The organism is Corynebacterium sp. 21KM1197 (assembly GCF_033783015.1).
GTDB lineage: Bacteria > Actinomycetota > Actinomycetes > Mycobacteriales > Mycobacteriaceae > Corynebacterium.
Genome location: NZ_CP123907.1, coordinates 2,248,689 through 2,274,696, shown reverse-complemented (window position 1 = coordinate 2,274,696; position 26,008 = coordinate 2,248,689). Strand labels below are relative to the sequence as shown.

Annotated in this window: 25 protein-coding genes; 10 read left to right on the top strand and 15 right to left on the bottom strand. The window is 61.2% G+C overall.

Annotated features, from left to right (window positions below; all coding sequences use genetic code 11):
* Positions 1 to 198 precede the first annotated feature (198 nt).
* The 3 genes from OLW90_RS10965 to OLW90_RS10955 are packed head-to-tail and all read right to left on the bottom strand — an operon-like array spanning position 199 to position 3,523.
* Positions 199 to 1,584, bottom strand: a complete 1,386-nt coding sequence (locus tag OLW90_RS10965; RefSeq protein ID WP_319650135.1) for an LCP family protein — start codon at positions 1,582 to 1,584, stop codon at positions 199 to 201.
* A 15-nt stretch (positions 1,585 to 1,599) separates the two neighbouring features.
* Positions 1,600 to 2,313: a CPBP family intramembrane glutamic endopeptidase gene (locus tag OLW90_RS10960; protein ID WP_319650133.1), complete on the bottom strand. Its 714-nt coding sequence runs from the start codon at positions 2,311 to 2,313 to the stop codon at positions 1,600 to 1,602.
* The gene (locus OLW90_RS10955; protein WP_319650132.1) at positions 2,291 to 3,523 is read right to left on the bottom strand and encodes an amidase; all 1,233 of its coding nucleotides are present in this window, start codon (positions 3,521 to 3,523) and stop codon (positions 2,291 to 2,293) included. The genes OLW90_RS10960 and OLW90_RS10955 overlap by 23 nt, the downstream gene beginning before the upstream one ends.
* 25 nt (positions 3,524 to 3,548) lie before the next feature.
* On the opposite strand from OLW90_RS10955, the gene pheA reads away from it, so the two are divergent.
* From pheA to OLW90_RS10935, 4 genes are all read left to right on the top strand, one after another.
* Entirely contained in the window at positions 3,549 to 4,481 is a 933-nt protein-coding gene (pheA, locus tag OLW90_RS10950; RefSeq protein ID WP_319651882.1) for a prephenate dehydratase, read from the top strand.
* Positions 4,478 to 5,155 carry a histidine phosphatase family protein gene (locus OLW90_RS10945; protein WP_319650131.1) on the top strand — a complete coding sequence of 226 codons (678 nt, stop codon included), beginning with the start codon at positions 4,478 to 4,480 and terminating at the stop codon, positions 5,153 to 5,155. Before pheA ends, OLW90_RS10945 begins: the two co-directional genes overlap by 4 nt.
* A 7-nt stretch (positions 5,156 to 5,162) precedes the next feature.
* The gene (locus tag OLW90_RS10940; RefSeq protein ID WP_319650129.1) at positions 5,163 to 5,540 is read left to right on the top strand and encodes a GtrA family protein; all 378 of its coding nucleotides are present in this window, start codon (positions 5,163 to 5,165) and stop codon (positions 5,538 to 5,540) included.
* Between the two features lie 400 nt (positions 5,541 to 5,940).
* Positions 5,941 to 6,186 carry a hypothetical protein gene (locus OLW90_RS10935; RefSeq protein ID WP_319650128.1) on the top strand — a complete coding sequence of 82 codons (246 nt, stop codon included), beginning with the start codon at positions 5,941 to 5,943 and terminating at the stop codon, positions 6,184 to 6,186.
* Here OLW90_RS10935 and OLW90_RS10930 read toward each other — a convergent pair.
* The 4 genes from OLW90_RS10930 to OLW90_RS10915 are packed head-to-tail and all read right to left on the bottom strand — an operon-like array spanning position 6,183 to position 9,051.
* The gene (locus OLW90_RS10930) at positions 6,183 to 6,761 is read right to left on the bottom strand and encodes a GNAT family protein (protein ID WP_319650127.1); all 579 of its coding nucleotides are present in this window, start codon (positions 6,759 to 6,761) and stop codon (positions 6,183 to 6,185) included. The two genes, OLW90_RS10935 and OLW90_RS10930, sit on opposite strands and share 4 nt — an antisense overlap.
* A gap of 51 nt (positions 6,762 to 6,812) precedes the next feature.
* Positions 6,813 to 7,160, bottom strand: a complete 348-nt coding sequence (locus tag OLW90_RS10925) for a metallopeptidase family protein (protein ID WP_319650126.1) — start codon at positions 7,158 to 7,160, stop codon at positions 6,813 to 6,815.
* Positions 7,157 to 8,287 carry a septum formation family protein gene (locus tag OLW90_RS10920; protein WP_319650125.1) on the bottom strand — a complete coding sequence of 377 codons (1,131 nt, stop codon included), beginning with the start codon at positions 8,285 to 8,287 and terminating at the stop codon, positions 7,157 to 7,159. The genes OLW90_RS10925 and OLW90_RS10920 overlap by 4 nt, the downstream gene beginning before the upstream one ends.
* A gap of 5 nt (positions 8,288 to 8,292) precedes the next feature.
* The gene (locus OLW90_RS10915) at positions 8,293 to 9,051 is read right to left on the bottom strand and encodes a GntR family transcriptional regulator (RefSeq protein WP_319650124.1); all 759 of its coding nucleotides are present in this window, start codon (positions 9,049 to 9,051) and stop codon (positions 8,293 to 8,295) included.
* An 84-nt stretch (positions 9,052 to 9,135) separates the two neighbouring features.
* On the opposite strand from OLW90_RS10915, the gene serS reads away from it, so the two are divergent.
* From serS to glpK, 6 genes are all read left to right on the top strand, one after another.
* The gene (gene serS / locus OLW90_RS10910) at positions 9,136 to 10,392 is read left to right on the top strand and encodes a serine--tRNA ligase (protein ID WP_319650123.1); all 1,257 of its coding nucleotides are present in this window, start codon (positions 9,136 to 9,138) and stop codon (positions 10,390 to 10,392) included.
* Positions 10,393 to 10,747: 355 nt separating this feature from the next.
* Positions 10,748 to 11,875 carry an alpha/beta hydrolase gene (locus OLW90_RS10905; RefSeq protein WP_319650122.1) on the top strand — a complete coding sequence of 376 codons (1,128 nt, stop codon included), beginning with the start codon at positions 10,748 to 10,750 and terminating at the stop codon, positions 11,873 to 11,875.
* 66 nt (positions 11,876 to 11,941) lie between these two features.
* On the top strand, positions 11,942 to 13,831 hold the full coding sequence (locus OLW90_RS10900) for a 1-acyl-sn-glycerol-3-phosphate acyltransferase (RefSeq protein ID WP_319650120.1): 1,890 nt from the start codon (positions 11,942 to 11,944) through the stop codon (positions 13,829 to 13,831).
* 147 nt (positions 13,832 to 13,978) lie between these two features.
* A complete protein-coding gene (locus tag OLW90_RS10895; protein WP_319650119.1) occupies positions 13,979 to 15,709 on the top strand; it encodes a glycerol-3-phosphate dehydrogenase/oxidase in 1,731 nt (576 codons plus the stop codon).
* Positions 15,709 to 16,449, top strand: a complete 741-nt coding sequence (locus OLW90_RS10890) for an MIP/aquaporin family protein (protein ID WP_319650118.1) — start codon at positions 15,709 to 15,711, stop codon at positions 16,447 to 16,449. The genes OLW90_RS10895 and OLW90_RS10890 overlap by 1 nt, the downstream gene beginning before the upstream one ends.
* Positions 16,450 to 16,576: 127 nt before the next feature.
* Positions 16,577 to 18,109 (top strand): glycerol kinase GlpK, encoded by a 1,533-nt coding sequence (gene glpK / locus OLW90_RS10885; protein WP_319650117.1) that lies wholly within the window; start codon positions 16,577 to 16,579, stop codon positions 18,107 to 18,109.
* Positions 18,110 to 18,227: 118 nt separating this feature from the next.
* On the opposite strand, the gene OLW90_RS10880 is transcribed toward glpK, so the two are convergent.
* From OLW90_RS10880 to OLW90_RS10845, 8 genes are all read right to left on the bottom strand, one after another.
* Positions 18,228 to 18,461, bottom strand: a complete 234-nt coding sequence (locus OLW90_RS10880) for a hypothetical protein (protein WP_319650116.1) — start codon at positions 18,459 to 18,461, stop codon at positions 18,228 to 18,230.
* Between the two features lie 76 nt (positions 18,462 to 18,537).
* Positions 18,538 to 18,777, bottom strand: coding sequence for a hypothetical protein (locus OLW90_RS10875; RefSeq protein ID WP_319650115.1), 240 nt, complete (start codon positions 18,775 to 18,777; stop codon positions 18,538 to 18,540).
* Between the two features lie 360 nt (positions 18,778 to 19,137).
* The gene (locus tag OLW90_RS10870) at positions 19,138 to 19,989 is read right to left on the bottom strand and encodes a GAF domain-containing protein (protein ID WP_319650114.1); all 852 of its coding nucleotides are present in this window, start codon (positions 19,987 to 19,989) and stop codon (positions 19,138 to 19,140) included.
* Positions 19,982 to 21,484 carry an FAD-dependent monooxygenase gene (locus OLW90_RS10865; protein ID WP_319650113.1) on the bottom strand — a complete coding sequence of 501 codons (1,503 nt, stop codon included), beginning with the start codon at positions 21,482 to 21,484 and terminating at the stop codon, positions 19,982 to 19,984. The genes OLW90_RS10870 and OLW90_RS10865 overlap by 8 nt, the downstream gene beginning before the upstream one ends.
* A 16-nt stretch (positions 21,485 to 21,500) precedes the next feature.
* Entirely contained in the window at positions 21,501 to 22,688 is a 1,188-nt protein-coding gene (locus OLW90_RS10860) for a cytochrome P450 (RefSeq protein WP_319650112.1), read from the bottom strand.
* A 2-nt stretch (positions 22,689 to 22,690) separates the two neighbouring features.
* Entirely contained in the window at positions 22,691 to 24,208 is a 1,518-nt protein-coding gene (locus OLW90_RS10855) for an MFS transporter (RefSeq protein WP_319650111.1), read from the bottom strand.
* Complete coding sequence (locus OLW90_RS10850) at positions 24,201 to 24,893, bottom strand: HAD family phosphatase (protein WP_319650110.1); 693 nt, start codon at positions 24,891 to 24,893, stop codon at positions 24,201 to 24,203. The genes OLW90_RS10855 and OLW90_RS10850 overlap by 8 nt, the downstream gene beginning before the upstream one ends.
* 2 nt (positions 24,894 to 24,895) lie before the next feature.
* Complete coding sequence (locus OLW90_RS10845; protein WP_319650108.1) at positions 24,896 to 25,909, bottom strand: AfsA-related hotdog domain-containing protein; 1,014 nt, start codon at positions 25,907 to 25,909, stop codon at positions 24,896 to 24,898.
* Positions 25,910 to 26,008 lie beyond the last annotated feature (99 nt).

Sequence of the window (26,008 nt, the reverse complement as noted above, 5' to 3'; positions counted from 1 at the left end):
GCAGATTATGGCATATATCACTCTCTGGCTTGATGTTTTCCTCAGAAACCCCGTGATTGTGCATGCGGCGTGCCATCAAGAACTTCTAGTCTCTAGTTCCCCTATTACGGGGTGGCCTATGGCCCCGCCCTCAGCACTCCCTCCTCCTCTGCTGGGCTGGGGCTCTACCCGTGTTGGGGGCTGTGTCCCGCCTCGGGCCTACCGCATGGAGGCCCACAGTTCCTCGGCGGCGGCCTCGTCCCAGAGCACCACGTTTCCCACGTCATAATCGGCAAAGCCCGCGTAGGGCACCGTGACCGTTTCCACCCCGGAGCGCATGGCCAGGGCCACCCGCGCGAGGTGCCACACGTGATCGGAGGAACCGACGGTAAAGGAGGAGGCCGTATCGGAAATCAGGGGGATCATGCGGAATGGATTGAGCAGGGTGCCCATGCTGGTGGTTTGTTTGAGTAGTCCAGAGAAGAACTCACGCTGGCGCTGCACGCGGTCTAGGTCGCCGCCCGCGGTGGCGCGGGTGCGCACGTAGCCCAGGGCGGTGGGGCCATCGACCTTTTGGCAGCCCGCCTGAATGGAGAGTTGCGCGAGGGGATCGTCGATGGGCTCCTCCGGGCACACCTCCACGCCGCCCACGGAGTCCACCACGTTGGCCAGCCCACCCATGCCGATCTCCGCATAGTGATTAATGCGCAGGCCGGTGGCTTGCTCCACCGTTTCCGTGAGGAGTTGCGGGCCGCCATAGGTAAAGGCGGCATTGAGTTTGTCCATGCCGTAGCCGGGCACGGCCACGTAGGAATCGCGGGGGAGGGAAACGAGGCTGGCCTTGCCGCTGCGGGGAATGTGCAGGAGCATGACGGTATCGGTACGGCCCACGCCGATGTCGCCGCCGGTGCCCAGGCGCGCCACGTCCTCCTCGGAGAGTCCCTGGCGGGAATCGGAACCCACGAGCAGCCAATTGGTGCCGGAGGTCTTATCCACCTGCTGCTCGGGAAGCGCCTCCACGCGGGTGAGTTTGGTATCCGCCCAGAGGGTGAGCACGATGCTTAACACTAAGACGATGGCTAGCGGCCAGCCCACGCACCCCAGGCAACCGAAGGAGGGCAGGGAGAGCCGAGGGCGCTTCCGCGCAGATCCCCGGGCTCCTCCTACCGCCGCCTGCGGCATACGGGGCGCGCGCCGGGGTGGACGCGATTCCGCCCGCGCGGGTGTAGAAGGAGCCGGGGGTACGTATTGCCGGGTGTATCCGGGGCCCTCTGCATAGGCATTGCGCGGGGGCGGAGTTTGCCGGGCTTGCGGCGCGCGCCGATTACTTCCGGCGGGCGGCACGTATTGGTTCGGTCGTTCCTGGCGGGGGCGTTCGCGGCGCGGCGGAACCTCGCGCCGGTGCTGTTGGCGAGCCTGCGGTTGGCGGGATGGTTGTTGCCTGGGCGGCTGCTGACGGGCCGAGGAGGAGCGCCGCCGCACGGGGCGGCCGTAGCGGTCGGTGAGCGGAGTGCCGTCGGCACGCAGCACGTAGTCGCCGCGCGGATCGTGGCGCTGCTGGGCTCCGCGATTCCGGCGATGTTCCTCATAACCCCTGGAATCCATGCGTACCACCCTAGATCACGGGAGGCGCCCACCAAGGGCGGAGTAGCCGAGGAAAGCCACGGCGTCGATGAGGAAATGCGCCACCACCAGGGGCCATACGCGGCCGGTGCGGCGGAAGAACCAGCAGAATATCAATCCCATGACGATGTTGCCCACCCCCGCGCTGATCCCCTGATACAGGTGATAGGAGCCGCGCAGCAGGGAGGATGCCGCCGCGACGGCCCACCATGACCAGCCCAGTTGGCGCAGGCGCGTGCATAACCACAGCACCACCACGATCTCCTCCGCGAAGGCATTGGTCGCCGCGCTCACCAGCAGCATCACCGAGGCCACCACCCCACCCGAGGGAGCCGCCACGACCTCCTTGCTCAGGCCCAGGTGCAGGGCACCGAGGTACAAGAGCAGGCCGGGGATACCGATGAGGGCGGCCAGGCCCGCGCCCCAGGGAAGATCGCTGCGGCGCGGGGTAAGGCTAAGCGGAATACGGTCGCGGCTCAGCAGAAAGAGTGCCAACCCGCCCCAGGCAAAGAGCGTGACGGCGGAGCACAATTGCAACCCGATATTGAGCCAGGCGTGCGTGGACTGGGTGGCGTTGAGCGTCACGGATTGCTCGGAAAGAGGTACCTCGGAGGCGAGGGCGTCGATAAGCCGCAACGTCGCGCGCACCCCGGCGGTGCCAAAGGTGAGGGCAAGGACCAGCAGAATCTCAAGGCGCAGGCGTGACGTCATCGCTGACCTCCCGCGCCAGGGCCAGCAGGATCTCCGGGGGAACGGTGATTGCCCCCAGATGCACGGAGGCACCCGCCCCGCCGCAGGGCACGCTCACCGCCGCCTGGCCGTTCATGTTGAACCAGGAGGCCCAGGGCGTCCAGCGGGTTTGAGCCCAGAAGTCCTCCTCCGGGGGCAGTGTGGAGAAATGCCCGATGGGCGGGGGATCGTGCGCGAGGGTGGGGCTGAGCACCACGTCCACGTCCGCGAGCGCGGGCATGGTGGCCTGCACGCGCTGCGCCTGGGCGAGTTCCTGGGGAGAGATGAGCGCGCCCCGGGTGCGCAGGTGGCGCACCATCGCCCCGCTGGGCTCGGCCGGGGCAATGGTGGCCGCGCGGGCGCTAAAGATCGTGCGGAAGGCACCAAAAACCTCCCCAGCCTGGGCCGGGGGCGCGACGGGAATGACGCGATGCCCGGCGTCGATAAGCAGGCGCGCGGCGCGCTCGGCGGCGCTACCCCAGCGTGAGGACACCTCAACCTCCGCGAAGAGCGGTTCCGTGAGCAGTCCCACCGTCAGGCGCGGCACCTCGGCGGGCAGGGTGAGGCCGTGGAGCAGGGCGCTCATCTCCACGCTGCGGGTGATGAAACCCTGGGTGGAGAACACCCCGCCGGAACTATCGTGCGGGGGCTTGTACCCCACCACCCCGCAGGCGGCGGCGGGAATCCTGATGGAACCGCCGCCATCGGAGGCGTGCGCGGCGGACACCAGCCCGCGCGCCACCGCCACCGCCGCCCCGCCCGAGGAACCACCGGGCGTGCGGCCCGGCCAGCGCGGATTATCCACGGTGGGCAGGTCCGTGGGCTCCAGGTAGGCCGTCATGCCCAGCTCCGAGGTGGCCGTTTTGCCGGGCACCACCACGCCGCGTTCCAGCAGGCGGCGCACGAAGGGCTCCGTGCGGGTGGCCTGGCGCGTGCGGGCGCGGGAGCCAAAGGTGGTGGGCATACCGGCGACGTCGTAGAGATCCTTGACCGGGATCACCAGGCCGTGCAGCGGGCGGGAGCACAGGCAGGAGGTGCGCTCCAGGGCCTCCGCGCGGATCAGGGCACGCTGAATACCCAGGTGGCTAAAGCCGTGCTCGGCGGGGCTCAGACCGGCGATGGCGTGGGCGAAGTCCGTGACCGCCTGCACGGGCGAGGGAGCGCCGCCGCCGGGAGGTGCAGCAAAAGGCATGGTCACCAGGATAGGCTGGAACACCATGACGATCACCGTGGCATACCTGGGCCCCGCGGGTACCTTTACCGAGGCCGCACTGTGGCAGTTCGCGGAGGAGGGGGCCTTTGCCGCGCCCGCCCCGGAGATCGAGCCTTTGCCGGTGGACAGCCCCGCGCGCGCCGTGGCGGCGGTGAGCACCGGGCGCGCCCAGTTTGCCTGCCTGGCCATTGAAAACTCCGTGGACGGGCCCGTCACCCAGGCTTTCGACGCCCTGCGCAGCGCCAGCGTGCAGATCTACCGGGAAACGGACCTCCACATAGCCTTTAGCCTCATGGCGCGCCCCGGCACCGACCTCGCGGGTGTGCGCACCCTGAGCACGCACCCCGTGGCGCACCAACAAATACGCGGGTGGCTGGCCCGGCACCTGCCGGAGGCGCAGTTCGTTCCCGCTTCCTCCAACGCCGCCGCCGCGCGCGCCGTGGCGGAGGGCCATGCCGACGCCGCCGCCGCGCCCCACCGCGCGGCGCACCTCTGGAACCTTGACGTCCTGGCGGAAAACATCGCGGACGTGGCCGAGGCCCGCACCCGCTTCGTGCTGGTGGGGCCGCGCGGCGTGCCCACCCCGCGCACCGGAAAGGACCGCACCTCCGTGGTGTTCACCCTGCCCAACCAGCCGGGAACCCTCGCCGCCGCCCTGGGCGAGTTCGCGCGTCGAGGCGTGGACATGAGCCGCATCGAATCCCGCCCCACCCGCGACCGGCTGGGCGCTTATCACTTCTACGTGGACCTGGTGGGGCATATCGACGACACCCCCGTGGCCGAGGCCCTGCGCGACCTCTGGCTGCGCGCGGAGACCCTCACCTTCCTGGGCTCCTGGCCCGCCGGGGGCGCGGAGGGTTCGGTGGAGGCCGAGGGGGCTGTGGCCGCCGTGATGGACTGGGTGACCGCCGCCCGCACCGGAAAGGAATTACCATGACCACCGCTCACCTGATTCTGTTGCGCCACGGGCGCACCTATAGCAATGCCTCCCGGCTGCTCGATACTCGCCCACCGGGCGCGGAACTCACCGAGATCGGCCGCGCCCAGGCCACCGAGGGCGGCCTGACGCTGGCCCAACGACCGGGCCGTATCCGCGAGATCGTCACCTCCGTGGCCCTGCGCGCCCAACAAACCGCGATGGGCGTGGCCGCCGCCTACGAGCAGGCCCGTGGGCTCCCCCAAGGCACCGTGCCGGTGAGTGTGCGCGCCGGGTTGCACGAGGTTTCCGTGGGGGAGATGGAAATGCGTGGCGACGCCGCCGCGCACCACGCCTACCAGCAGGCATTCTATGGCTGGCTGCATGGCGACGAGGCCGCCCGCATACCCGGAGGCGAGGGTTACCGAGACGTGCTCGGGAGGTTTAAGCCCGTGCTCGGTGAGATAGCGGAATCCCTGCGCGCGGAGCCCGAGGCGGGCGATGTGGTGGTGGTCAGCCATGGCGGGGCCATTCGCACCGTGAGCACCCACGCCGCAGGGGTAGACCCGGAGAAGGCCTTTGCCGCCTACCTGGCTAATTGCCAATACGTAGAACTCAATCCGGTGGGAGATGAGGGCGTGCGGGACTTTGGGCACTGGGACGTGGTGCACTGGGATAGCCTGCGGGAGCAGTAGCGGATTAATGTTGAGCGCGAATCTGTGGCGCTTCCTTTTAGTGGGGGTGTTCAGCGCCCTGTGCGATTATGGCTCGCGCGCCGCGCTGTTATGGCTGGGCGTGGGTTTTGCTCCCTCGCGGGCGGGGAGTTTCATCGTGGGCAGTACGGTGGCCTACCTGCTCAATAGCATGGTGACCTTTAGCGGTAAGAGAAACCCGGCCGAGGTGCTGCGCGCCGGGGTTGCCTACGGGGCGAGTTTTGGCACGGCGGTGGCGGTGGACGCGCTGTGCCGGGCCTTTTTATACAGCGGGTCCTGGGCGATCACGGCGGCGTGGGTGACCTCCCAGGCGTGCGCAACGACGTTGAATTATCTGCTGCAATCGCGGTGGGTGTTTCGGGGGTAATGTGAAGATCAAATGGGGATGGGGGTGATCTGTGCTACGGTGGGTAATTATTGTCTGACGGTTACGTGATAGAATTTTCTCTCTTGGAGGAGTTTTAAATGGGTGCTCAAGACTCAAAATCGCGCGAGCTTAGTAATAGGAGAATTGTTATTCTTGTGGTGGCGTTCCTGACTCTTTTGGTATTGCTTGCGCTCGCTTATGTGGGTGTGTAGAGGCATTTTCACCTGAAAGAAATTGACGCCTTGGTTGAGGGGGCTAATAGAAATGGTCACGGCTATGAACTTATAGTGCATAATGAACTAACGATGAGTTATTCTTTTCTGCCCCATGGGAGTGGTGAATAGTGGGAATTTCTGGCGCGGATAGAAAAAGCTATTCTCATTTCGGTGTTACGGTAGAAGTGTGTGCTGAGGACGACTACGCTGGCTTCACCAAAGAAGAATTGGACGCAATGGTGCAGGAGGCGGAACGGGGCTATGAGGTAGACCCCTCTGCCTGGCGGCCGGGTCCGGGAGCGGTGCTTGCGTATTTCCCCCAGGACGTGCGCGCGGCCGTGGTGCAGCGCTGCATGGCCACCGATCGCTTACCCCTTGAGGTGATTGAGGAGGCGCTCGTCGAATACCTGCACATCATGCGGGAGGATTAATCCTCCCTCCCCGCCGCGTACTCCTCCTGCAACATACCCAGTTGCACCTGGTCATAAAACCGCGATTGGTGGAACACGGCGGCCCGGCGGCGTCCCTCCTCCACAAAGCCGAGGGAGGAGTACAGGCCAAGCGCGCGGGTGTTGTATTCCCACACCTGTAGTTCCACCTTGTGCGCGCCCATCTCCTCAAAGGCCAGGCGCAGCGCTATGGTCATGGCGTCTTTCCCGTATCCCTGATCTTGGTATTCCGGGCCGATCACGATGCCCAGGGTGCCGATCCGTGCCGGGAGTGCAAGGCCCCACAGGGTCACGTGTCCCACGAGGTTTTCCTGATGATCCTCGATGGCGTAGCCGAAGCCGCCGGGGGAGTCGTTGGAACTCCAGGAGTCAAAGAGGCTTTCCGCGTGGTGGGTGGGGCGCGGGGCGATGCGGTTTTGTTGGAGGATCGCCTCGCCGGTGTCGTTCCACCAGGCGGCAAGGGCGCTGGTGTCGGTGGGTTGCACGGGGCGGAGGATAACCTGTTCGCCGCGCAGGAGATCGCCGCCCCAGGCGCGGAGGGAATCAAAATCTTTCACGTCTTAATTACTTACCCGGTGGCGCGCCAGGCCGCCCATGTGCCCCCAGGTTTAGCCCCACCCCAGGCGGTGCAGTTGCTCCTCGCTCATGCCAAAGTAGTGGCCCACCTCGTGCATGACGGTGATGTATACCTGCTCCTCTAGGTCTGCCTCCGAGGTGCAGTAGTCCATGAGCGCACCCCGGTAGAGCGTGATGGTATCGGGCAGGTGCCCGGTGTGGGTGAATTGGCGTCGGGTGAGGGAGACCCCCTCGTAGAGCCCCAGAGTGTTGGAATTGCCCTCGCGGTAATCACGCACCAGGATCACCACGTTTTGCATGCGGTCGGCAAACTCATCGGGTATTCGGGCCAGGGCGGAATCCACCAGTTCGTCGAAGCGCTCGTCGCTGATGTCGATCATGAGGTGGGTACTCCTTGTCCGGCCACGGGGGCGGCCCCGGCGCCAGCGTCCCCCGGAGTAACCCCCGGAGCGGTGCCAGCACCCGCGTCGGCGGCAGGGGCGGGAGCCGGGGTGATCTCCTCGGGCGCAGGCGGCGCGCCGTTGATGGTGAACTCCCCGGTGGCGCTGCCGCGCAGGGAGTTGAAGCCGCTCTCCCCGTGGGCGCTGATCAGGGAGCAGTTCACGCTGTGCGAGCCGCCGATCCAGGACTCGGAGGGAATACTGCCCCAGTAGATTTGCAGGGTGGTCTTTTCCAGGTTCTCCGGGCCGCCCAGGTAGTCCTCGGCGGCCTTGGTGCACACCTCCTGGAGGTGCTTGTCCTGGTCCTCCACGCTGGGGATTCCCTCGGGGAAGGTTTCCAGGAGATTGACCACGGAGGTGGTTTCCAGCTGGTGGTCCTCGCCGCAGTCCACCACGCCGAGGGAGTTGGCGGCATTGACGGAGACGCACTGCCCGGGCTGGGTCACGCGGGCCTGGTCCTGACTACCCACGGTGCCGTGGGTGATCTCCGGGGTACCTGCGGGGTTGGTGGATTGCAGGCCGCAGAGCATGGTGCGATCGCCACCGGCCCAAGCCTCGGCGGGCGGGAGGATGGAGGCGATGGAGTAGCGCCCGGAGGGGTCGAAGCGGCCGTCGAGGTAGCGCAGCGTGGGGTTGTGGCAGAGTTCGGAGCGCAGTTGCGCCTGGCGGGTCACGTCCGGCGGGGCGGCCTTGTCCCCGAACTCGGAGGAGGGGTAGGCGCCCAGATCCTGGCGGGCGGAGACCTCAAAGCGGTGATCGCCCTCGCAGGGGGCCTCCGCGAAGTTGCTCACGGTGCCGTCCTCGGCCACGTCCCAGGTCAGGCAGGCCCCGGGCTGAGCGGCGGTGAAGGGCTGGGCTTCCTTTTTCTTGGCGGCACCCTCCGGGTGCTCGGTGCTCGTGCCATCCTCCGCATGGGAGGAACTGGTGGCGCTGGGGGAGGCCTGGAGGGGGGCGTCCTCCTGCCCGGCGACCAGGTTAAAGGAGACCAGGCCGACGGCGGAGGTGAGGGCACCGATCAGGGCGGTGCGCACGGAGAGGGCGGTGCGCCAGGTTTTAGGGAGGCTCATAACAGTTACCCACTGTAATCATCTCGGGAACGGGACACGCGGGCCTTCATGCGGTAGCGGTCCGTGCGGTACACGGAGGAACAGTATTCCACGCGGGCCTCCCCGGCCCGTGATTGCCTCTCGATGCTGAGTAACGCGGTTTTGGGCGGGACGTCCAGGAGCACGGCGGCGCCGGTGGTGGCGCTCACGGCGGTGATGGTTTGGGTGGCGTCGGTAATGCGTAGCCCGTAGCGCCGCTCCAGGATGGTGTACACGGAGTTATATACGTCGGTTTCCAGCAGGTCGGGGGCGAGCCCGGCGTGATACCAGGCGTCGTCGATGGCATAGGGCTCGTTGTTACCCAGGCGCAGGCGGCGCAGCCGAATGTGGGGTTGGTGCTCCGGGGTGCCAAACCAGCGGGCGACCTCCGGGGGCGGGGCGCTGCGCTCCGCGAGCAGGATGCGGGAGGAGGCCATCACGTCCTGGGCGCGCATTTCGGAGGAAAAGGAGGCCAGGTGGGGCCGGGAGACGAGCGGGCTGGGTGCCACGAAGGTCCCTCGGCCGCGCTCGCGGCGGAGTTTCCCGGCGGCCACCAGATCGCTGAGCGCGCGGCGCACGGTGATGCGGGAAACGCCGTAAGTTTGCTCGATGGCGCGCTCGCTGGGCAGCATGTCGCCGGGTTGAAGCCGGGTGGCGCAGAACTCCTCCAGGATTTCCCGCAGTTGCGTGTGCTTGGGCGCGGTGCCGCCGAGCACCTTGCCCGGGGGAAGCTCTGGGTGGGGCATGGGGTTGAGTCTACGGGGCAGGAGTGCTTATCGACGCCGCGCCGCGCGACGTCGATAAGCGGCGGGGGCGGTAGGCTTGAGCGCGTGATTGATCTGAAGTTTCTCCGCGATAATCCCGATGTAGTGCGCGCCTCCCAGGTCACCCGCGGGGAGGATCCCGCGCTGGTCGATTCCCTGCTCGCCGCCGATGAATCCCGCCGCCAGGCCATTCAGCAGGCCGATGAGTTGCGCAGCGAGCAGAAGGCCTTTGGCAAGAAGATCGGCCAGGCCAGCCCCGAGGAGCGCCCCGCGCTGTTGGAGGGTTCCAATGAACTCAAGGAGCGCGTGAAGGCGGCGGAGGAGGAACAGAAGTCCGCCGAGGAGCGCGTGATGGCGCTTCAGATGAAGCTGGGCAACGTGGTGGAGGGTGCGCCCGCCGGAGGCGAGGACGATTACGTGGTGCTGGAGCACGTGGGCCAGCCGCACGAGTTCGATTTTGAGCCCAAGGATCACCTGGATCTGGGCGAGTCCCTGGGGTTGATTGATATGAAGCGTGGCACCAAGGTCTCCGGCTCGCGCTTTTACTACCTCACCGGCGACGGCGCCCTGCTTCAACTCGGCATGCTCACCCTCGCCGCGCAGAAGGCGCGCGACGCCGGCTTCCAGGTGATGATTCCCCCGGTGCTGGTGCGCCCGGAGATTATGAACGGCACCGGCTTTTTGGGCGAGCACTCCGAGGAGATTTACTACCTGGAGCGCGATGACCTCTACCTGGTGGGCACCTCCGAGGTGGCTCTGGCGGGCTACCACTCCGAGGAGATCATTGATCTCTCCCAGGGACCCATCAAGTACGCCGGGTGGTCCTCTTGCTTCCGCCGCGAGGCCGGTTCCTACGGCAAGGACACCAGGGGAATCCTGCGCGTGCATCAGTTCGACAAGCTAGAGATGTTTGTGTACTGCAAGCCGGAGGAGGCCGCCACTCAGCACCAGGCGCTGCTGAACATGGAGCGGGAGATGCTCTCCGCCGTGGAGGTGCCGTATCGCATTATCGACGTCGCGGGCGGCGACCTTGGCTCCTCCGCCGCGCGGAAGTTCGACACCGAGGCCTGGGTGCCCACCCAGCAGACCTACCGGGAACTCACCTCCACCTCGAACTGCACCACGTTCCAGGCGCGCCGCCTGTCCACCCGGTACCGCGATGAGAACGGCAAGCCCCAGGTGGCCGCCACGCTTAACGGCACGCTGGCCACCACCCGCTGGCTGGTGGCGATCCTGGAGAATAACCAGCAGGCCGATGGCTCCGTGGTGGTGCCGGAGGCGCTGCGCCCGTTCGTGGGCAAGGAGGTATTGGAGCCTCGCTAGGGTTGGATGGGCCCTGCGGGGTCTGTGGAGCCTGTGGCGTTGGTGGGCCTGTGTGCTCAATAAAGCCGGAGGCTTAAGGCAATTCCCAGCCCCTCACCAGGTATATCCCCTGCTTATTGGCGGGGGATATATGTTTTATGGGAAACAAATATGCGTTCTAATACACCCGGATAGGGGTGCCGGAAGAACGCTAACCAGGACTTTTGAAAGGTTTTCTTAGCCGTACCATTTATCCGGGATAAGGGGGAGGTTATGATTTGCCTCAATACGCCGGGCGCGGCGATTCCTGGATATTTCCGCGAGGGGCCGCGCCGCAGGCTGCCGTGAGTAAAAGACGTTAAGAAAGAGGAAACTCATGACCTCCCAGCGCAAGTCCCTCCGCGTTGTCGCCGCAGGCTCGGCCCTGAGCCTCGCCCTGGCTGGCCTGACCCCCGCCGCGGCCGGTGCCCAGGTTATCGCTCCGGCACCTGGCGCGGCTCCGGTGGCGGCCGCCCCCCAGGCCGCCGTGAACGAGGGCTACTTCACCAGCGCGGACGGCAAGAACACCCAGGTGTACTGGAAGTCCCAGACCGTGCCCAATGCCAAGGGCAACGTGGTGGTGGTGCACGGCGCGGCCGAGCACTCCGGCCGCTATGACTATGTGGCCGATCGCCTCCTGGCGGACGGCTACAACGTCTACCGCCTGGATCACCGGGGCCACGGCAAGACCGCCGAGGCCGATAATTCCGTGGTGCGCGGGCACATTGATGACTTCCACTACCTGGTGGATGACGTGAACATTCTGACGCAGAAGGCCAAGGCGGAGAACCCGAACGTCAAGACCTTCATGCTCGGGCACTCGATGGGCGCCCTGGCCGCGCAGTTCTACGGGATCAAGTACCCCGGCGAGGTCGCCGGCATCATCACCAATGGCGGCGGCGCCCCGATCAACCTCTCCGGGCGCAACGAGGCGGGCCCGGTGATCACCCCGCAGGAGATCACCCAGAAGCAGCGCGAGCTGGACCCCACCCTCTCCGAGCGCCTGCCGCTGACGGAGCTGACTACCTTCAACGGGCAGATCGCCCAGCAGGTGCTGCCCGGCCGCGTGGACGTGCACGTTCCCTCCGCCCCGTTCACCGATCAGATCCAGGTGCCCAACGCCTTCACGGATGGAGTGGCCTCCGATCCCGAGGTGTCGGCGCAGTATGAGACCGATCCCCTGGTGAACAAGAAGCTGAGCCTGGGCATGGTGCAGCAGATGGTGTTTGCGGGCTTCTATGACGGGGTGAACGCGGATCGCTTCACCGCCCCCACCCTCATCATGCACGGCACCAAGGACGGCCTGGTGCCCAGCTACTTCGCCCAGGACTGGTACAACGGCATTGCCTCCCAGGACAAGGAGATCGTGTACTGGGAGGGCCAGATGCACGAGGTGTTCAACGAGCCCGCCAAGGGCGAGGCGATGGACAAGGTGATCAACTGGCTTAACGCCCATAACGTCTAAAAAAGTGCCGCACATGCGGCACAAACCTCGCGCGTCGCGCGGCTGGCCTGAACTATACTCCCGTTTATGTTTCTGAAGGATATGGTTTATCGAGGCATCATCCGTGTGGCGCGCGCTGTTATTGCCGTCCAGGGCCTCCAAATGCACGTGGAGGGCCGGGATCGGATACCGCGCAAGGGCGGTGCGGTGTTGGTGATGAACCATTCCGGGTACATGGACTTTATTCTCGGCGGATACGTGCCTCACCTGCGCGGACGCCTGGTGCGGTACATGACCAAGTCCACCATCTTTGAAAAGCCGGGGGTGGGTGCCCTCATGCGGATCATGGAGCACATTCCGGTGGATCGCATCGACGGCGCGGCCTCCTTCGAGGAGGCGGTGCGCAAGGCTTCGGCGGGGCAGATCGTGGGGATCTTCCCGGAGGCCACCATCTCCCGCAGCTTTGAGATCAAGAACCTGCGCACCGGGGCGGTGCGCATCGCCCAGGAGGCCGGGGTTCCGGTGATTCCGTTGGTGTCCTTTGGCTCCCAGCGGCTGTGGACCAAGGGCGGCAAGCGCAACCTGGGGCGCAGCCGCACGCCCATTTATCTTTCCGTGCTGGAGCCCTGGGAGCCGGAGGGCTCGCCGGAGGAGAACACCGAGGTACTGCGCGGGCAGATGCAGGCGGGCCTGGAGAACCTCTGGGAGCAGTATCAGCGCGATTACGGGGAGTTTCCGGCCAACGAGTTTTGGGTTCCCGCGCGTTTTGGCGGCGGCGCCCCCTCCCCGGAGGTGACCCAGCGGGAGGATAGCGCGGTGGAAAAGGAGCGCTACCGCATCCGCAAGCTCAGCGAGGACCTCACCGGGCTGAGCGAGAAGATCAGGGAGGTCAGCCGCAACCTGGTGGCCGGGGCTTATGAGGCCTATGATTCCGCGCAGGAAAAACTCGCCCAGGATTCCGGCGGGGAGGATCGCACCGCCATGATGGTGTGGTTGAAAAACAACATGGATGAGTTGGCCGCCGAGGTCTCCCAGGGGGCCAAGGAGGGGCGCGATCGCATTGCCACCTCGATGGAGCAGGCCAAGAACAGCGCCGCCATGCTGTATTCCCAGCTGGCCAGCAGCGGGTGGGAGCGCTACGAGGGCTCGCGCCTGGACGAGGCCCTGACCCGCCTGGCCGCGCAGTCCAAGCAGATCGTGAGCAAGTTGCCGCACCGGGTGACCTCGCAATTCAGCGGGATTCCGGCGGCGATCGTGTGCAATATCGAGGGCTCCCTGCTGGGCACCGATGGGACTATCGACGAGCGCGATGCGCAGGCCCTGCGCCGCGCGGCGGGGGAGGGGGCGAGCATCGTGCTCACCACGGAGTTTGGCCCGGACGAGTGGCGGCGGGCCGCCGCCGCGCTGGATCTGCCCACCGTGGGCGTGTGTTACGACGGCGCGGTGGTGCTGGACGCCGAGGGGGAGGTGCTGAGCCAGAGCTTTTTTGATCCCGAGGGGACGCGCGCCGTGGAGAACGCGGTGGCGGAGGCGGGACAGGGTGTGTCTTTGGAGTGGCGCACCGGACTTAACGGTGAGGAATATCACAACATGGTGGGCGTGCTGAAGGTGGCGGAGGCGGATCTCAAAAAAACAGCCTCCCACCTGCGGAAAGAATTGAAAGAGGTGGCGGAAATAGTCCCCACCCTGGGCCGCGGCCTGCACCTCCTTCCGGCAGGGACAAATAAAGGTCTAGGCGTTTTTCGGGCGCTGGATTCCCTGCACATTACCCCCGCCCAAGCGGTGGCCTTTGGCGCCTCTTTCTCGGACATTCCGGTGCTCGAAGCGGTGGGCAAGGCGGTGGCGATGGCGGACGCCCCCTCTGAGGTGCTGAAAAAGGCGGCCAGCGCGACGTCGATAAGCGATGAGGCGGGCGTGGCGGAGGTACTTCATCCGCTTTTGGACGCCGTGGCCCAGGAGGCGGAGCCGGAGGCCTAACTACCCCCGAGCAAAGCGCATACTCCGCAGGTCAAAACCATAATGTGGACATTTTGGACAAGCGGTATTGCCCTGCCTTTTTGCTACTGTGAAGCCGTAAAACACGAGCGATAGCCGACCGTGAAGAGAGGGGTAGAACTACTACCAATGGCTTCCACAAGCAAGCAGACTTTTAATCCCGAATCCTACGAGAACGCCTGGCGGCGCTTTGGCGAGGAGGAGTTTGACGTCGTAATCATCGGCGGCGGCTCCGTGGGCGCGGGCGCTGCCGTCGATGCCGCCACCCGTGGTCTGAAGGTCGCCGTGGTGGAGACCCGCGACTTCGCCGCCGGTACCTCCTCCCGCTCCTCCAAGATGTTCCACGGCGGCCTGCGCTACCTGGCGATGTTCGATTTCCGCCTGGTGGCGGAGTCCCTGCGCGAGCGCGAGCTGAACATGTCCACTCTGGCCCCGCACCTGGTCAAGCCGTTGCGCTTCATCTTCCCGCTCACCCACCGCCTGTGGGAGCGCGTGATGATGTTCGGCGGCTTCACCCTGTATGACCTCATGGGCGGCGCAAAGTCCGTTCCCATGCAGAAGCACCTCACCCGCTCCAGCGTGCTCAAGCGCAATCCCGGCCTGCGCGAGGACGCCGTGGTGGGCGGCGTGCGCTACTACGACACCCAGGTGGACGATGCCCGCCACACCATGATGGTGCTGCGCACCGCCGCCGAGTACGGCGCCGTGGTGCGCACCTCCACCCAGGTCACCGGCCTGGACAAGATTAACGGCCGCGTGGTGTCCGCCCGCCTGCGCGATACCGATACCGGCGCGGAGACCACCATTCGCGGCTCCGTGTTCATCAACGCCACCGGCGTGTGGAACGACGAGATCGAGAAGATGGCGGGCACCAAGGGCAAGTTCTCCGTGCACGCCTCCAAGGGCGTACACATCGTGGTGCCCAAGAACGTGCTGGAGGCCGATTCCGCCCTGACCTTCGTCACCGAGAAGTCCGTGCTCTTTGTCATGCCCTGGGGCGATTACTGGATCATCGGCACCACGGACACGGACTGGGCCAAGACGCTGAGCAAGCCCGATCCCGCCCCTACCCGCGCGGATATTGATTACATCCTCACCGAGGTGAACAAGCGCGTGCGCCGCCAGATCACCCACTCGGACATCGTGGGCGTGTACTCCGGCCTGCGCCCCCTGCTGGAGGGCAGCTCGGACTCCACCACCAACCTCTCGCGCAATCACGCCGTGGCCCGCAGCGTGCCCGGCCTGGTCTCCGTGGCCGGTGGCAAGTACACCACCTACCGCGTGATCGGCAAGGATGCCGTGGACCTGGCGCTTCAGGACGTACACAAGCAAGTTTCCGAGTCCGTGACGGATCAAACCCCGATCCTGGGCGCGGATGGCTACCACGCCCTGGCCAATCAGGTGCCCACCCTGGCCGCGCGCCACGGGCTGAGCGAGAAGCAGATCGAGCACCTGCTGGGCCGCTACGGCTCCCTCTTCGAGGAGGTGCTGGCCCCGGCCGCCGAGGATAAGAGCCTGCTGGATACCGTGGCGGCCGCGCCGGGTTACCTCAATGCCGAGGTGCTCTACGCCGTCACCCACGAGGGCGCGCTGCACCTGGAGGATGTGCTGGGCCGCCGCCTGCGCGTGGTCATGGAGTATTCTCATCGTGGTCTTGACTCTGCCGAGGCCGTGGCTGACCTCATCGCTCCCGTGCTGGGTTGGGACGAGGACACCAAGGCGAAGGAAATCGCCACCTTCCGCGAGCGCATTGAAGCCGAGCTCGCAGCAGAGAAGGCACTCACGGATGAGGACGCAAACACGATCGTCACCGAGGCTGCCGATTCCCGACAAGCAATTGACACTTCGGTGGAGGACTGATGCTTACTGCTACTGACGCTTTCCTATGGGAGTTCCTTGGAACCACCCTGCTGTTGCTCCTGGGCAACGGCGTGTGCGCGGTGAACGCGCTGCGCACCTCCGGCGGTAAAGGCACCGGCTGGGTGCTCATCGCCTTTGGCTGGGGCATGGCGGTCTACGTGGGCGCCAGCGTGGCCGATGTCTCCGGCGGACACCTCAACCCGGCCGTCACCGTCATGCTGGCGATCAAGGGTGCGGTGTCCTGGTCGCTGGTGCCCGCATACGTGGGCGGACAACTCCTGGGAGCCATCTTCGGCGCGGTGTTGGCCTGGGCTGCGTTCAAGCAGCTTTTCGACGCCAACAACCTCGACGAACAGGGCAACGTCACCGGAGCTAACAAGAACGTGGGCAGCAGCGTGTTCTTCACCGCTCCCGCCGAGCCGAACAACGCTTGGAACACCGTCACGGAGTTCATCGCCACCTCGGTGCTGCTGATCTTCATTGCCTTCGGCCCCACCGGCGGCGAACTCGGCCCGCTGACCTACTTCGGTGTGGCCTTTGTGATCGTGGCCATCGGCATGTCCCTGGGTACCCCCACGGGTTACGCCCTGAACCCGGTGCGTGACTTCGGCCCCCGCCTGGCCTACGCCTTCCTGCTGCCGATCCCCGGCAAGGGTGACCCCAACTGGGGTTACGCCTGGGTGCCCGTGGCGGGCCCCATGCTGGCGGCCGTGGCGGTGGGTCTGCTCGCCGCGCTCTAGAGATCGCTAGAGTACGTAAGGAGAGACAGGGCGCTGCGCGAAGCGCAGTAGCAGTAACGACGGCCCCCTCGCGGGGGCTTAGTTGTATAGAACAATGCGGATAGACACAACGGAGCAAGTGAACCAAATGAGCCAGAGCAAATACGTTGCGGCCATCGACCAGGGCACGACCTCGACGCGCTGCATCATCTTCGACCACGACGGCAACCAGGTGGCCTCGGGGCAGTTCGAGCACGAGCAGATCTTCCCCCAAAAGGGCTGGGTGGAGCACGATCCCATCGAGATCTGGGACAACACCCGCCGCGCCGTGGGCAGCGCGCTCGCGGACAGTGACGTGGCCAGCCACGACATCACCGCCGTGGGCATCACCAACCAGCGCGAGACCACCATCGTCTGGGACAAAAACACCGGCGAGCCGGTGTACAACGCGATCGTGTGGCAGGACACCCGTACCAGCGACCTCTGCGTGGAACTCTCCGGCGAGGAGGGCCCCGATCGCTGGCGCAAGACCACCGGCCTGCGCATCAACTCCTACCCCTCCGGGCCCAAGATCAAGTGGATCCTGGACAACGTGGAGGGGGCGCGCGAGCGCGCCGAGGCCGGCGACCTCCTCTTTGGCACCATCGACACCTGGCTGCTGTGGAACCTCACCGGCGGCGCCGAGGGCGATGAGGGCGAGCCCGCCGTCCACGCCACCGACGTCACCAACGCCTCGCGCACCCTCCTGATGGACCTGGAGACCCTGCAATGGGACCCCGAGCTGTGCAAGGCCATGGACATTCCCATGTCCATGCTCCCGGAAATCCGCCCCTCCCTGGGCGACTTCCGCAAGGTCCGCGCCCGCGGCTCCCTGCCCGGCGTGCCGATCCGCGCCGTCCTGGGCGACCAGCAGGCCGCCATGTTCGGCCAGGGCTGCTTCCGCCCCGGCGACGCCAAGAACACCTACGGCACCGGCCTATTCCTGCTCCTCAACACCGGCACCACGCCCAAGTGGAGCGATAACGGCCTGATCACCACCGTGTGTTTCCAAATCGAGGGCGAGCGCCCCGTCTACGCCCTGGAGGGTTCCGTTTCCATGGGCGGCTCCCTGGTGCAGTGGCTGCGCGATAACCTCCAGATCATCCCTAACTCCGGGCAGATCGAAAACCTCGCCCGCGAGGTGCCCGATAACGGTGGCGTGTACATCGTCCCCGCCTTCTCCGGGCTCTTTGCCCCGCACTGGCGGCCCGACGCCCGCGGCGTCATCGTAGGCCTGACCCGCTTTGCCAACCGCAAGCACCTGGCCCGCGCCGTGCTGGAGGCCACCGCCTACCAGACCCGCGAGGTGGCCGACGCGATGGTGGCCGACTCCGGCGTGGAGATCACCGACCTGCGCGTGGACGGTGGCATGACCATGAACGAACTGCTCATGCAGTTCCAGGCGGACATCCTGGGCACCAACGTGGTGCGGCCCAAGAATATCGAGACCACCGCCACCGGCGCGGCCCTGGCCGCCGGCATCTCCGTGGGGTACTGGGACAGCCTGGACGTGCTGCGTCAGGATAAGGACGCCACCACCGTGTGGAAGCCCGCGATGGACCAAGAGCAGGTGGACGCCCTGTATGGGGAGTGGCAGCGTGCCGTGAAGCGCTCCCTGAACTGGGAGTATGACGCGGACTAGGTCCTACTCTATGAGGGTGTGCCGCCGGGGTTGGGGTGCCCCGGTGGCACGTTTTCATATGGGGATGTGGGTAAGAAAATGAGGCCTATGCGCGAGGAGTCCGCGCATAGGGCTCATTCTATTTGGCTTCCTTTTTCTTTGAGAAGAAAATGGCTGTCAGCCAGATTGCTCCAAGCGCTAGGGCTATGATCGAGTAACCAATACCCTTATCCATGAATTGCTGTGAGGCGGTATCCCAATAAGGGGTATCGGCAAAGGCTGGGGCGATGAGGAAGCAGTATGCGAGGACTCCGGCGATGACGGATAGTACGGCAGTTGCTGCGGTTTTGGGATCTTTAAATTTGCTGTCCATTTTTAGCTCCTTGCGGCAAATAGAATTTCATCTTCAACCCCGGCAGGATCGAGCCTGACTGTTCCACCTGGGGGCACTAGGTACATCGTTTTCCGGTGATTGCTTTACCATAGGAATCCCGGAACCCGGTGGTCTCCTTGGTGGGGTGAGTAGTATGGGTTTTGCTGTCTGTGTTCTGGGGGATTGCGGTTTTATCTTCATTTACCGCTGCTGTTGTGGCAGTGGTGAGGGGCTCGGAATGTGCGGCCGGAGAGGCGAGTGAAATGAGGAACGTCGCGGCTATGCCGGATGCAATCTGGGTGAATTTCTTGCTCATCGTCCTTTTCCTTACAGGTTAGGTAATCGCCAAACGGGTGAAGGATCTTTGGCGATATTTATATTCTTCCATGAAATAAATCACCGTGCAACTGTTTGGGTCAGATGGGGTGTCCTGCGTTGCTTCGTCCTCCCAATGAGGTCAGGGGTCTGTTCTGGGGAGCTACGCATGAGATGAGGGATTGCTAATCGGGAGAACGAAGGCTCGAGTGGGGCATGTACGGTGAAGCGAATCGTTATCGGAACTGCGCCCTGGCGCAGGGGCTACTGTAGGGATAGATCTTATTCCGAGATCGGGAAGTGACCGCCGATCACCAGACTGGACATTCTCTCTGGGCAGTACAACTGGGGTTGTGGATCGCTAGGCAAGCTGCCGGGGATTGGGCTGTACGGGGATATGAGCGAGGAGGATGTCACGTGTGGTGGCCACTGGCGTGGTTTCCCCGGGCAGGATAGGGAGGGGATCAAAACCGTGTAATACGGCCTCGGGGAGATTGGGCCGTTGTGGAGAAAGCCACGCAACCACGCGGTGTGAATCAGCGTCCAGGAAAGCGGGTGCGTGTTTTGCCGCCTTTACGGTCTGATCTAATACATACCTAGATACAACATCAGCATCGGTGAGGGGGAGGATCTCTGGCAGAATTACAGAGACACCTACCACTCTGGTGCCCTCAAAGGTATCCACGCACCGCATTGTGTACTTATGGACGCGCTGGTGTTGATCAAGATACTCCCCACTATGTCTTGCTCCCGTTTGCGCTGTGCGGATTTGTTGAGCTACACGCAGAATATCTGCTGGTCGGGAAAAACGGGATAGCCAGTCTGTCAGCGTTTCTCCTGGTGAAAAAGGAGTTTTGGTTTTAACAACGGCGGAGGGAACGATCCGATCGGAAAGGTCCCACTCCCATGCCTCTGTTTCTGGTTCTCTGGGGAGGCTATATGTGGGATCACCTATCCACATCAGTACCCCGTGGACGTGGCGTGTAACTCCTAATACTGGAAAGGCTACGGCTAGACGTGGTCCGGCAAGATCTACAAGCACCTGAGATTGTTTGAGGTTATTCAGGACGGTCTCTAAGAGTCGAAGGACGGTGGTGCGCACTGATCCTCGGAATTCATTGGAGAGTGGACGCCATTGTTTTGACCGAGCGCCGATACGCAGGACGGAGGGGGAATCACCTACCGTGTCTACAAGGAACCAACTCTCAGTCATGTGCCTTTTCCTCGTCATCGCAGGTCAGTGAGAAGTAACTACGCAAGCAGGATAACATAGTTTTCTCTTCTTTCGCTCTGCCTGCCCATGCAATATAACCATCGGGACGAACGACAATGACTTCCGGGAAGTCATTGTGTAGTTCCTTGCTGAGGGGTATGGGATTAGTGAACTTAGGAATTGTGATATTTTCGAGGACTTTTTTCGTTGAAAGAAGTAAAAATTTACCATCACCGAGCAGTTTGCTAATAGTAGTAATCTCCTCATCTACCACGATTTCTAAATCGGGCATGAACGTTCCATCAAGATACGGATATTCCTCCAATCCCACGCTGTATTGAGCAGACACCCCATTGATACGGTCGGCTAGCCAATCGTGTGATTCCTGGTGGCAGAGCATCTCCGCCATGGTGTGACGGATTGTGTCGTAGATAGGGGCAGGGTTCATCATGAGGGATTGCAGGCGAGTATTATTAATCAGCCATTGGCCTGCTGATTCCCGTTCGCTTCCGTAAGTATCGAGCAATTGTTCCTCGGCCGCCCCACAGAGGACTGCACTGATTTTCCATCCCAGGTTCACCGCATCAATGATTCCGGTATTGAGGCCTTGGCCTCCGAGAGGGTAATGGATGTGTGCGGCATCCCCGGCGAGGAAGAGGCGGCGATCTCGATAGTTTCGGGCTATGCGACTATAATCGCTAAACCGATTCAAGTAATGAGGAGAAACGAGTTCTACGGGGTTGCCGACGACGCGTTCAACGGCGGAAGAAAACTCTTCGGGGGTAACCGGAGTCTTACGATCGGAGACTGGGCCATCGAATTCAAAAACAATCAGTCGGCTCTCCCCGTAGGGGTTATGGTTCAGTAGAGTCCACCCTCGAGGAGTGTGCGACCAGCCGTTAGGAATCTGATTTGGGTGGGGGAGGGAGACTAAACCGAGCATGGCCCGCATGGTGGGAGCATATTCTTGAATATCAAAATCTCCTGATTGCCGTACTATGCTCCGTCCACCGTCAGCGCCAATGACGTAGTCTGCGGTGAAAGAGCACTCATTCCCTTCAGCGTCAAAAGACTGGATAGAAGCCTCCGTCTCTGTTTGTGAAACGGCAGTCACACAATGCCCTCGCAAAATTTGCGCACCGCAGCTTTCCGCATGGCGGCTAATTGCTCGTTCGAGATCCGCTTGTGCGATTCCAAGCATGACTGGGCCATCAATTGTGCGTGTGCGGAGACTGAGCCAGGGGTAGCCCGCGAACTGAAAAGGTTCGACTGTGTTAGCTAAGTGATCGGTAGTGCGACGCGGAGAAGCGACGATGCCCCGACGGATCAGAGTAGAGATAGCACGCGCATGATAGGTGCCTGCTTTCGGGTATTCACTGATCGTGTGACGTTTTTCCAGCACCACAGCGGAAATATCGTGAAGTGCTAACTCATTGGAGACCAACATTCCTACGGGGCCACCACCGACGATAACTACGTCATAGTGTTTTTTCATGATCTTCTGACCCTTTCTAGCCAAGGAAAACGGGAAGATGGGAAGGTCTGCGCAAACCTATTCCTCTATCCCAGGGTATATCCGAGGGGGCAAGAGAAAGTTGGATATTAGGAAAACGTTCCACAATAGTTTCAATTATCGTAATGAGCTCGATTTGCGCTAGAGCGGAACCCATGCAGCGGTGCATGCCGTAACCGTATTGTAGGTGCTTTTTCCCGGGACGGAAAGGATTGATCTCTAGTGGTTTCTCGAATACCTTGGGGTCTCGATTGGCCGCATTGATGTGCGGATAAACGATTGTGCCCACCGATAATTCTTTATCGCCAATAGGGAGGGGTTGTGTGAGTTTTCGAGGGAAGGAGCCGGGAGTGCCTAGCGGCATAAGGCGCAAGATCTCCTCAACGAAACCCTCTACTGGTATTTTTCCTGAGACAATTCCGCTGTAGAATTTGGGAAAAGCTAAAGCTGCATAGACGATTTTTGAAAGCATGGTGCTTACGCTATTATCACCGCCGAGGACGATTCCCATGACTGTTCCAGCTATGAGGGTCTCGGAGAGATCATGGAATTCTGGTTGGGTGGAACGCTTTCTATAGACATCGACCAAGCCTCCGGGAGTAGAATACTCTTCTCCTGCCACCAGCCGTTGAACCCAGCCGTATAGCTCCGTCCAGGATTCTTCAATTATCTCAATATTGTCACGGGGCGCCATCTGTATTATCCGCCCTAGGTTATTCATCCATGTGGCGAGATCTGTGCTTACTCCAAGTATAGTGCAGACTACCTGTGCAGGAACGATACGAAATACGTCTGTAACAAGATCTGGTTGGGAAGATTCTTGTAGAGTATCGAGGCATTGATGGGTTAAGTCGATGATCGTGGGAACGAGAGCACTGATAGCGCGAGCGCTAAACTCGTGAGAAACGAATCTACGAACCTGGCCATGGACAGGAGCATCGAGATTAATGAGGACCTCTGGCGCCCAGTTGGTCGGCATGAATGAGGGACCGCCCTCTACGTTGCAGAGGGACCGGCTGGCGGTGCGGTCGAGCATGAGGGCTTTAACCTGATCGTAATCGGTAAGGCTGATTGCCTCGTGGCCGCTGGGGAGTTGAATCCGGGTTAGGCCATCTTGTCCCTTCCACTCGCGAATATAGGGGGCGGGCGTATCTAGATTTGGAATATCTGTAACAAGGGGATTCATGTTTATCCTTCCGTAGCTTTAGCTTCAGTATTTCGATTACTTAGCAATGCGGCAACTGCGATGGATAGCATAAGACTTATTGCTGCAAGTGTCCATAGGATTGGGGTTAGTCCTTGACTAAAGGCTGCTTGTAGGGAATTTATCGCAATATCGGGAGTATGTATGCCTCCGATTTCTCCACTGACTACTTTATTAATGATTTCTTTTTTATCTGCCTCCGGGATATTATCGGGGAGTATTTTCTTGACACCTGTTCCGACGCTGGTGCTCAAGATTCCTGCGAATACTGCAACTACTATCGCCTCACTCCCCAATCGAACAGTGGAAACGAGGCCCGATACCATTCCAGATTTTTCTTCGGGAACTGATCCAATGGCTTGACCATTAACTAGTCCGACTCCTAGTCCAAACCCAAGCCCAATTATGAGGAATGGGATGACAAGAGAGGGAATATTTGGGGTTGTGTCCTGGAGTGTGAGGAGGGCTGCGCCGAGCGCAAAGAATACAATACTGCTGGATAGAATAATCTTAGCAGAAACTCCTTTGTTGTAGAGTTTTCCGGCGATAAGGGGGCCGATAACTACTGGAATAGTCATGATAAGCATGGCGATTCCTAGTTTCTGCGAAGATAATCCCCAGACGGTAGTGAGAAAAGTGGGATAGTAGGTGAGTAAGGTTACAAATCCTATTGCGCCTGCAACTGGTACGGAAAGAAGGCCCACCAGGCGGGGAGATTTGAGCAAGCTCAAATCGAGAAGGGGGTTAGCTGCTTTTTTCTCTATTAGAATGAAAGCGGCAAATAAGGCTATGCCTAGGCAGATGAGGGTGACCGTGCCAGGGGAAGCCCACCCCCAAGTATTGCTTTGGGCTATGCCGGTAATAATTAGGCTCAATGAGGCGGCAAAAGTGACAGCACCTGGATAGTCTACCTTACTTTGACTGGTGGTGGAAGTATCTCTTATATTTGAGGCTAATGCAAGGATGATTGAGATGCCTATAGCCACTGTGCTGAACCAAAATATCCCCTTCCATCCTGTTACTGCAATTGCCAGTGAGGAGACGGTGGGGCCGAGACCAAGTCCGACGCCAGCCGCGGTGCCGAATAAAGCGAATGCACGGGCAGAGGCCGCTCCTGAAAAGGTGACGGCAAGCAATGCTCCCGAACAGGCGAATATGATTGCAGCACCAATTCCTGCGATACCACGAGCTATATCAAGAACTATAAGATTTGGCGCTAGGGCGCTAAGTATGCTGGAAAGTCCAAATATGAGAGACCCTAGGAGCAATCCACGCTTTCGTCCCAAGTGGTCGGATATGGATCCGGCAACCAGGCTGAATACCGCAAAAGTCAAATTAAACCCATTGACAACCCATTGCAACTGGGCCGGATGAGATCCCAGGTCGGAGGCGATATAGGGTAACGCTACTCCGGTTCCCGATACTCCCATTGGTACGATCACTACGGCAAGAAGGATGGCGGCGAGGAGGACATTAGGTTTCCCCTGAGTGCTTTTAGTCATGGCTATCATCCTTCACTTCTTGGCGCAGTAGGCCAATGATGTCTTGTATTACCTGTTTATTGCTTGAGAATTGAACTGGAGACCACCCGCAAGATTCTGCGGATAGACAGTTCTCCATAAGGTCGTCAATCAGGATGCACTGATTAGGGTCGGAAGAGATCTTTTCGGCTGCGAGGTGGAAGATGCCCGGATCCGGCTTCCGTACTCCCACGGCATAAGAATCGATGATTGCGTCTACATGATCATCGAGGCAAACCATCGAACGCCAGTAAGGTTCCCACTCTCTTACATTATTAGTGAGTATACCTACCCTGTATCCGCTAGCCTTTAGCTTCAGTAGAAGTTCTTTCATTGAGCCGTTTACCTCATGGCCGGAGAACCATTGTCGCCCAAAGTCTAGGTCGGATTTAGACGTATCTATCTTTCTCTTATTGAGCCAAGAGTGAATTCGTATCATCCACTCCTCTTCTGTGAGTAGTGCAAGTTCAATTGGGGCTAGCGTAGGAATCTCCATCTCTTTTGCTACGCTGTACATAGCATTTGCTAATTCTTCCTTTTTAATTCCCGTTTTTTCTTCATAGGACTGAAATAGAACTTCAAGAGGGGGAGAGAGGACTCCGCCGAAGTCGAAGAAGATAGTGCTATAGCGGGAATGTTTTCCATGCTTGGGTATGATGATTTCCATAGTTATTCCTCACTTCCAAGTATTGGTTGTTTTGTGAAGTTGGCTTCCCCGCGTGCGATAGTTTCATCTTCCTGGACAAGATCAATTGACACGGTGAAGCCTACGGCGGTGGACTCTTTTTCTCTGACGATGGCCTTGGTGTGTAGATCGAGTTCTCCGAAACGAAGGAACTCGATGGCAAGAGATTGAAGAAGGAGCCGGCGTGCGCTCAGTGCGTATTTTTCATGTGCAAAGAGTATTCCTGCTTGGCGTAATGCTTCAAAGAGGACAGCTCCAGGGATATGATCAAGCGGATGATCGAATAGGCTGGGGTGGTGCTGATCGACGAGAATATCGACTTGAAATTTTTCTTCTCGATCGCAATATCCTCCTAGGACAATATTGCGATCAATTCTTCTGCCAAGTACTTCTGGAATATGTGCTCCTGGTAGAGCGTGCGAGCTTCGGCTTGGGTCGGGATATGCGTTGGGTGAATATACTGGAAGATCTATCCGTTCCCTACCTTTATTTCTGATGCGCGTCCATACGTTTTTGGGCATCCACTGAATGATCATCTTCATGGTAGCGGCGGTGCGGCCATGAAGAATGCAGGTCATGTCTAGGGTTATGCCGATTGTCTCATCACCTCGTTTTTTCTCGTCGGTAATGGTGGCACTTATCTCTCCATTGCCGGGAGAGACTCTGATCTGTGTAGCCTCATGGGAACTTACGTGAAGTTCCCCATAGTTAAAGATGAAAGCTTGATTGAGATCTACATTGAGATGGGTATGGGTGATGAGGATGGATGTTTGGCGAAAAGTCTCCAGCAATAGGAGTGGATCATAGTGATCTTCAGCAAGGCCAATGTGATCGCTGTAGTAGCTGTGAGACTTTGGGAGATGAATCCCTACTCGGAAATGGGGGAACCGATCGCAGATGATGTCGGTTAAGTACACCTCCGAGAGTGCGTCGCGATGGACTTTTTCTCGGGGGACGAGAGTGGAGTGGGAAAGCGGAGATGTCGTTGTACTACTCATGGTGACCCCTTGATGTGCCTCTTGTTGCATGGAATCGGTGCCGTTACATAGCACGATTTTCGTTCGGTGCAATCGGATGAGGCTTGGGCTTGTTGGCAA

What these genes read in the sequence shown, in the direction of transcription:
- OLW90_RS10965 (WP_319650135.1), bottom strand. Translation starts at nt 1,584, where the DNA reads ATGGATTCCAGGGGTTATGAGGAACATCGCCGGAATCGCGGAGCCCAG.
- OLW90_RS10960 (WP_319650133.1), bottom strand. Translation starts at nt 2,313, where the DNA reads ATGACGTCACGCCTGCGCCTTGAGATTCTGCTGGTCCTTGCCCTCACC.
- OLW90_RS10955 (WP_319650132.1), bottom strand. Translation starts at nt 3,523, where the DNA reads ATGCCTTTTGCTGCACCTCCCGGCGGCGGCGCTCCCTCGCCCGTGCAG.
- pheA (WP_319651882.1), top strand. Translation starts at nt 3,549, where the DNA reads ATGACGATCACCGTGGCATACCTGGGCCCCGCGGGTACCTTTACCGAG.
- OLW90_RS10945 (WP_319650131.1), top strand. Translation starts at nt 4,478, where the DNA reads ATGACCACCGCTCACCTGATTCTGTTGCGCCACGGGCGCACCTATAGC.
- OLW90_RS10940 (WP_319650129.1), top strand. Translation starts at nt 5,163, where the DNA reads ATGTTGAGCGCGAATCTGTGGCGCTTCCTTTTAGTGGGGGTGTTCAGC.
- OLW90_RS10925 (WP_319650126.1), bottom strand. Translation starts at nt 7,160, where the DNA reads ATGATCGACATCAGCGACGAGCGCTTCGACGAACTGGTGGATTCCGCC.
- OLW90_RS10920 (WP_319650125.1), bottom strand. Translation starts at nt 8,287, where the DNA reads ATGAGCCTCCCTAAAACCTGGCGCACCGCCCTCTCCGTGCGCACCGCC.
- OLW90_RS10915 (WP_319650124.1), bottom strand. Translation starts at nt 9,051, where the DNA reads ATGCCCCACCCAGAGCTTCCCCCGGGCAAGGTGCTCGGCGGCACCGCG.
- OLW90_RS10905 (WP_319650122.1), top strand. Translation starts at nt 10,748, where the DNA reads ATGACCTCCCAGCGCAAGTCCCTCCGCGTTGTCGCCGCAGGCTCGGCC.
- OLW90_RS10900 (WP_319650120.1), top strand. Translation starts at nt 11,942, where the DNA reads ATGTTTCTGAAGGATATGGTTTATCGAGGCATCATCCGTGTGGCGCGC.
- OLW90_RS10895 (WP_319650119.1), top strand. Translation starts at nt 13,979, where the DNA reads ATGGCTTCCACAAGCAAGCAGACTTTTAATCCCGAATCCTACGAGAAC.
- OLW90_RS10890 (WP_319650118.1), top strand. Translation starts at nt 15,709, where the DNA reads ATGCTTACTGCTACTGACGCTTTCCTATGGGAGTTCCTTGGAACCACC.
- glpK (WP_319650117.1), top strand. Translation starts at nt 16,577, where the DNA reads ATGAGCCAGAGCAAATACGTTGCGGCCATCGACCAGGGCACGACCTCG.
- OLW90_RS10880 (WP_319650116.1), bottom strand. Translation starts at nt 18,461, where the DNA reads ATGGACAGCAAATTTAAAGATCCCAAAACCGCAGCAACTGCCGTACTA.
- OLW90_RS10875 (WP_319650115.1), bottom strand. Translation starts at nt 18,777, where the DNA reads ATGAGCAAGAAATTCACCCAGATTGCATCCGGCATAGCCGCGACGTTC.
- OLW90_RS10870 (WP_319650114.1), bottom strand. Translation starts at nt 19,989, where the DNA reads ATGACTGAGAGTTGGTTCCTTGTAGACACGGTAGGTGATTCCCCCTCC.
- OLW90_RS10865 (WP_319650113.1), bottom strand. Translation starts at nt 21,484, where the DNA reads ATGAAAAAACACTATGACGTAGTTATCGTCGGTGGTGGCCCCGTAGGA.
- OLW90_RS10860 (WP_319650112.1), bottom strand. Translation starts at nt 22,688, where the DNA reads ATGAATCCCCTTGTTACAGATATTCCAAATCTAGATACGCCCGCCCCC.
- OLW90_RS10855 (WP_319650111.1), bottom strand. Translation starts at nt 24,208, where the DNA reads ATGACTAAAAGCACTCAGGGGAAACCTAATGTCCTCCTCGCCGCCATC.
- OLW90_RS10850 (WP_319650110.1), bottom strand. Translation starts at nt 24,893, where the DNA reads ATGGAAATCATCATACCCAAGCATGGAAAACATTCCCGCTATAGCACT.
- OLW90_RS10845 (WP_319650108.1), bottom strand. Translation starts at nt 25,909, where the DNA reads ATGAGTAGTACAACGACATCTCCGCTTTCCCACTCCACTCTCGTCCCC.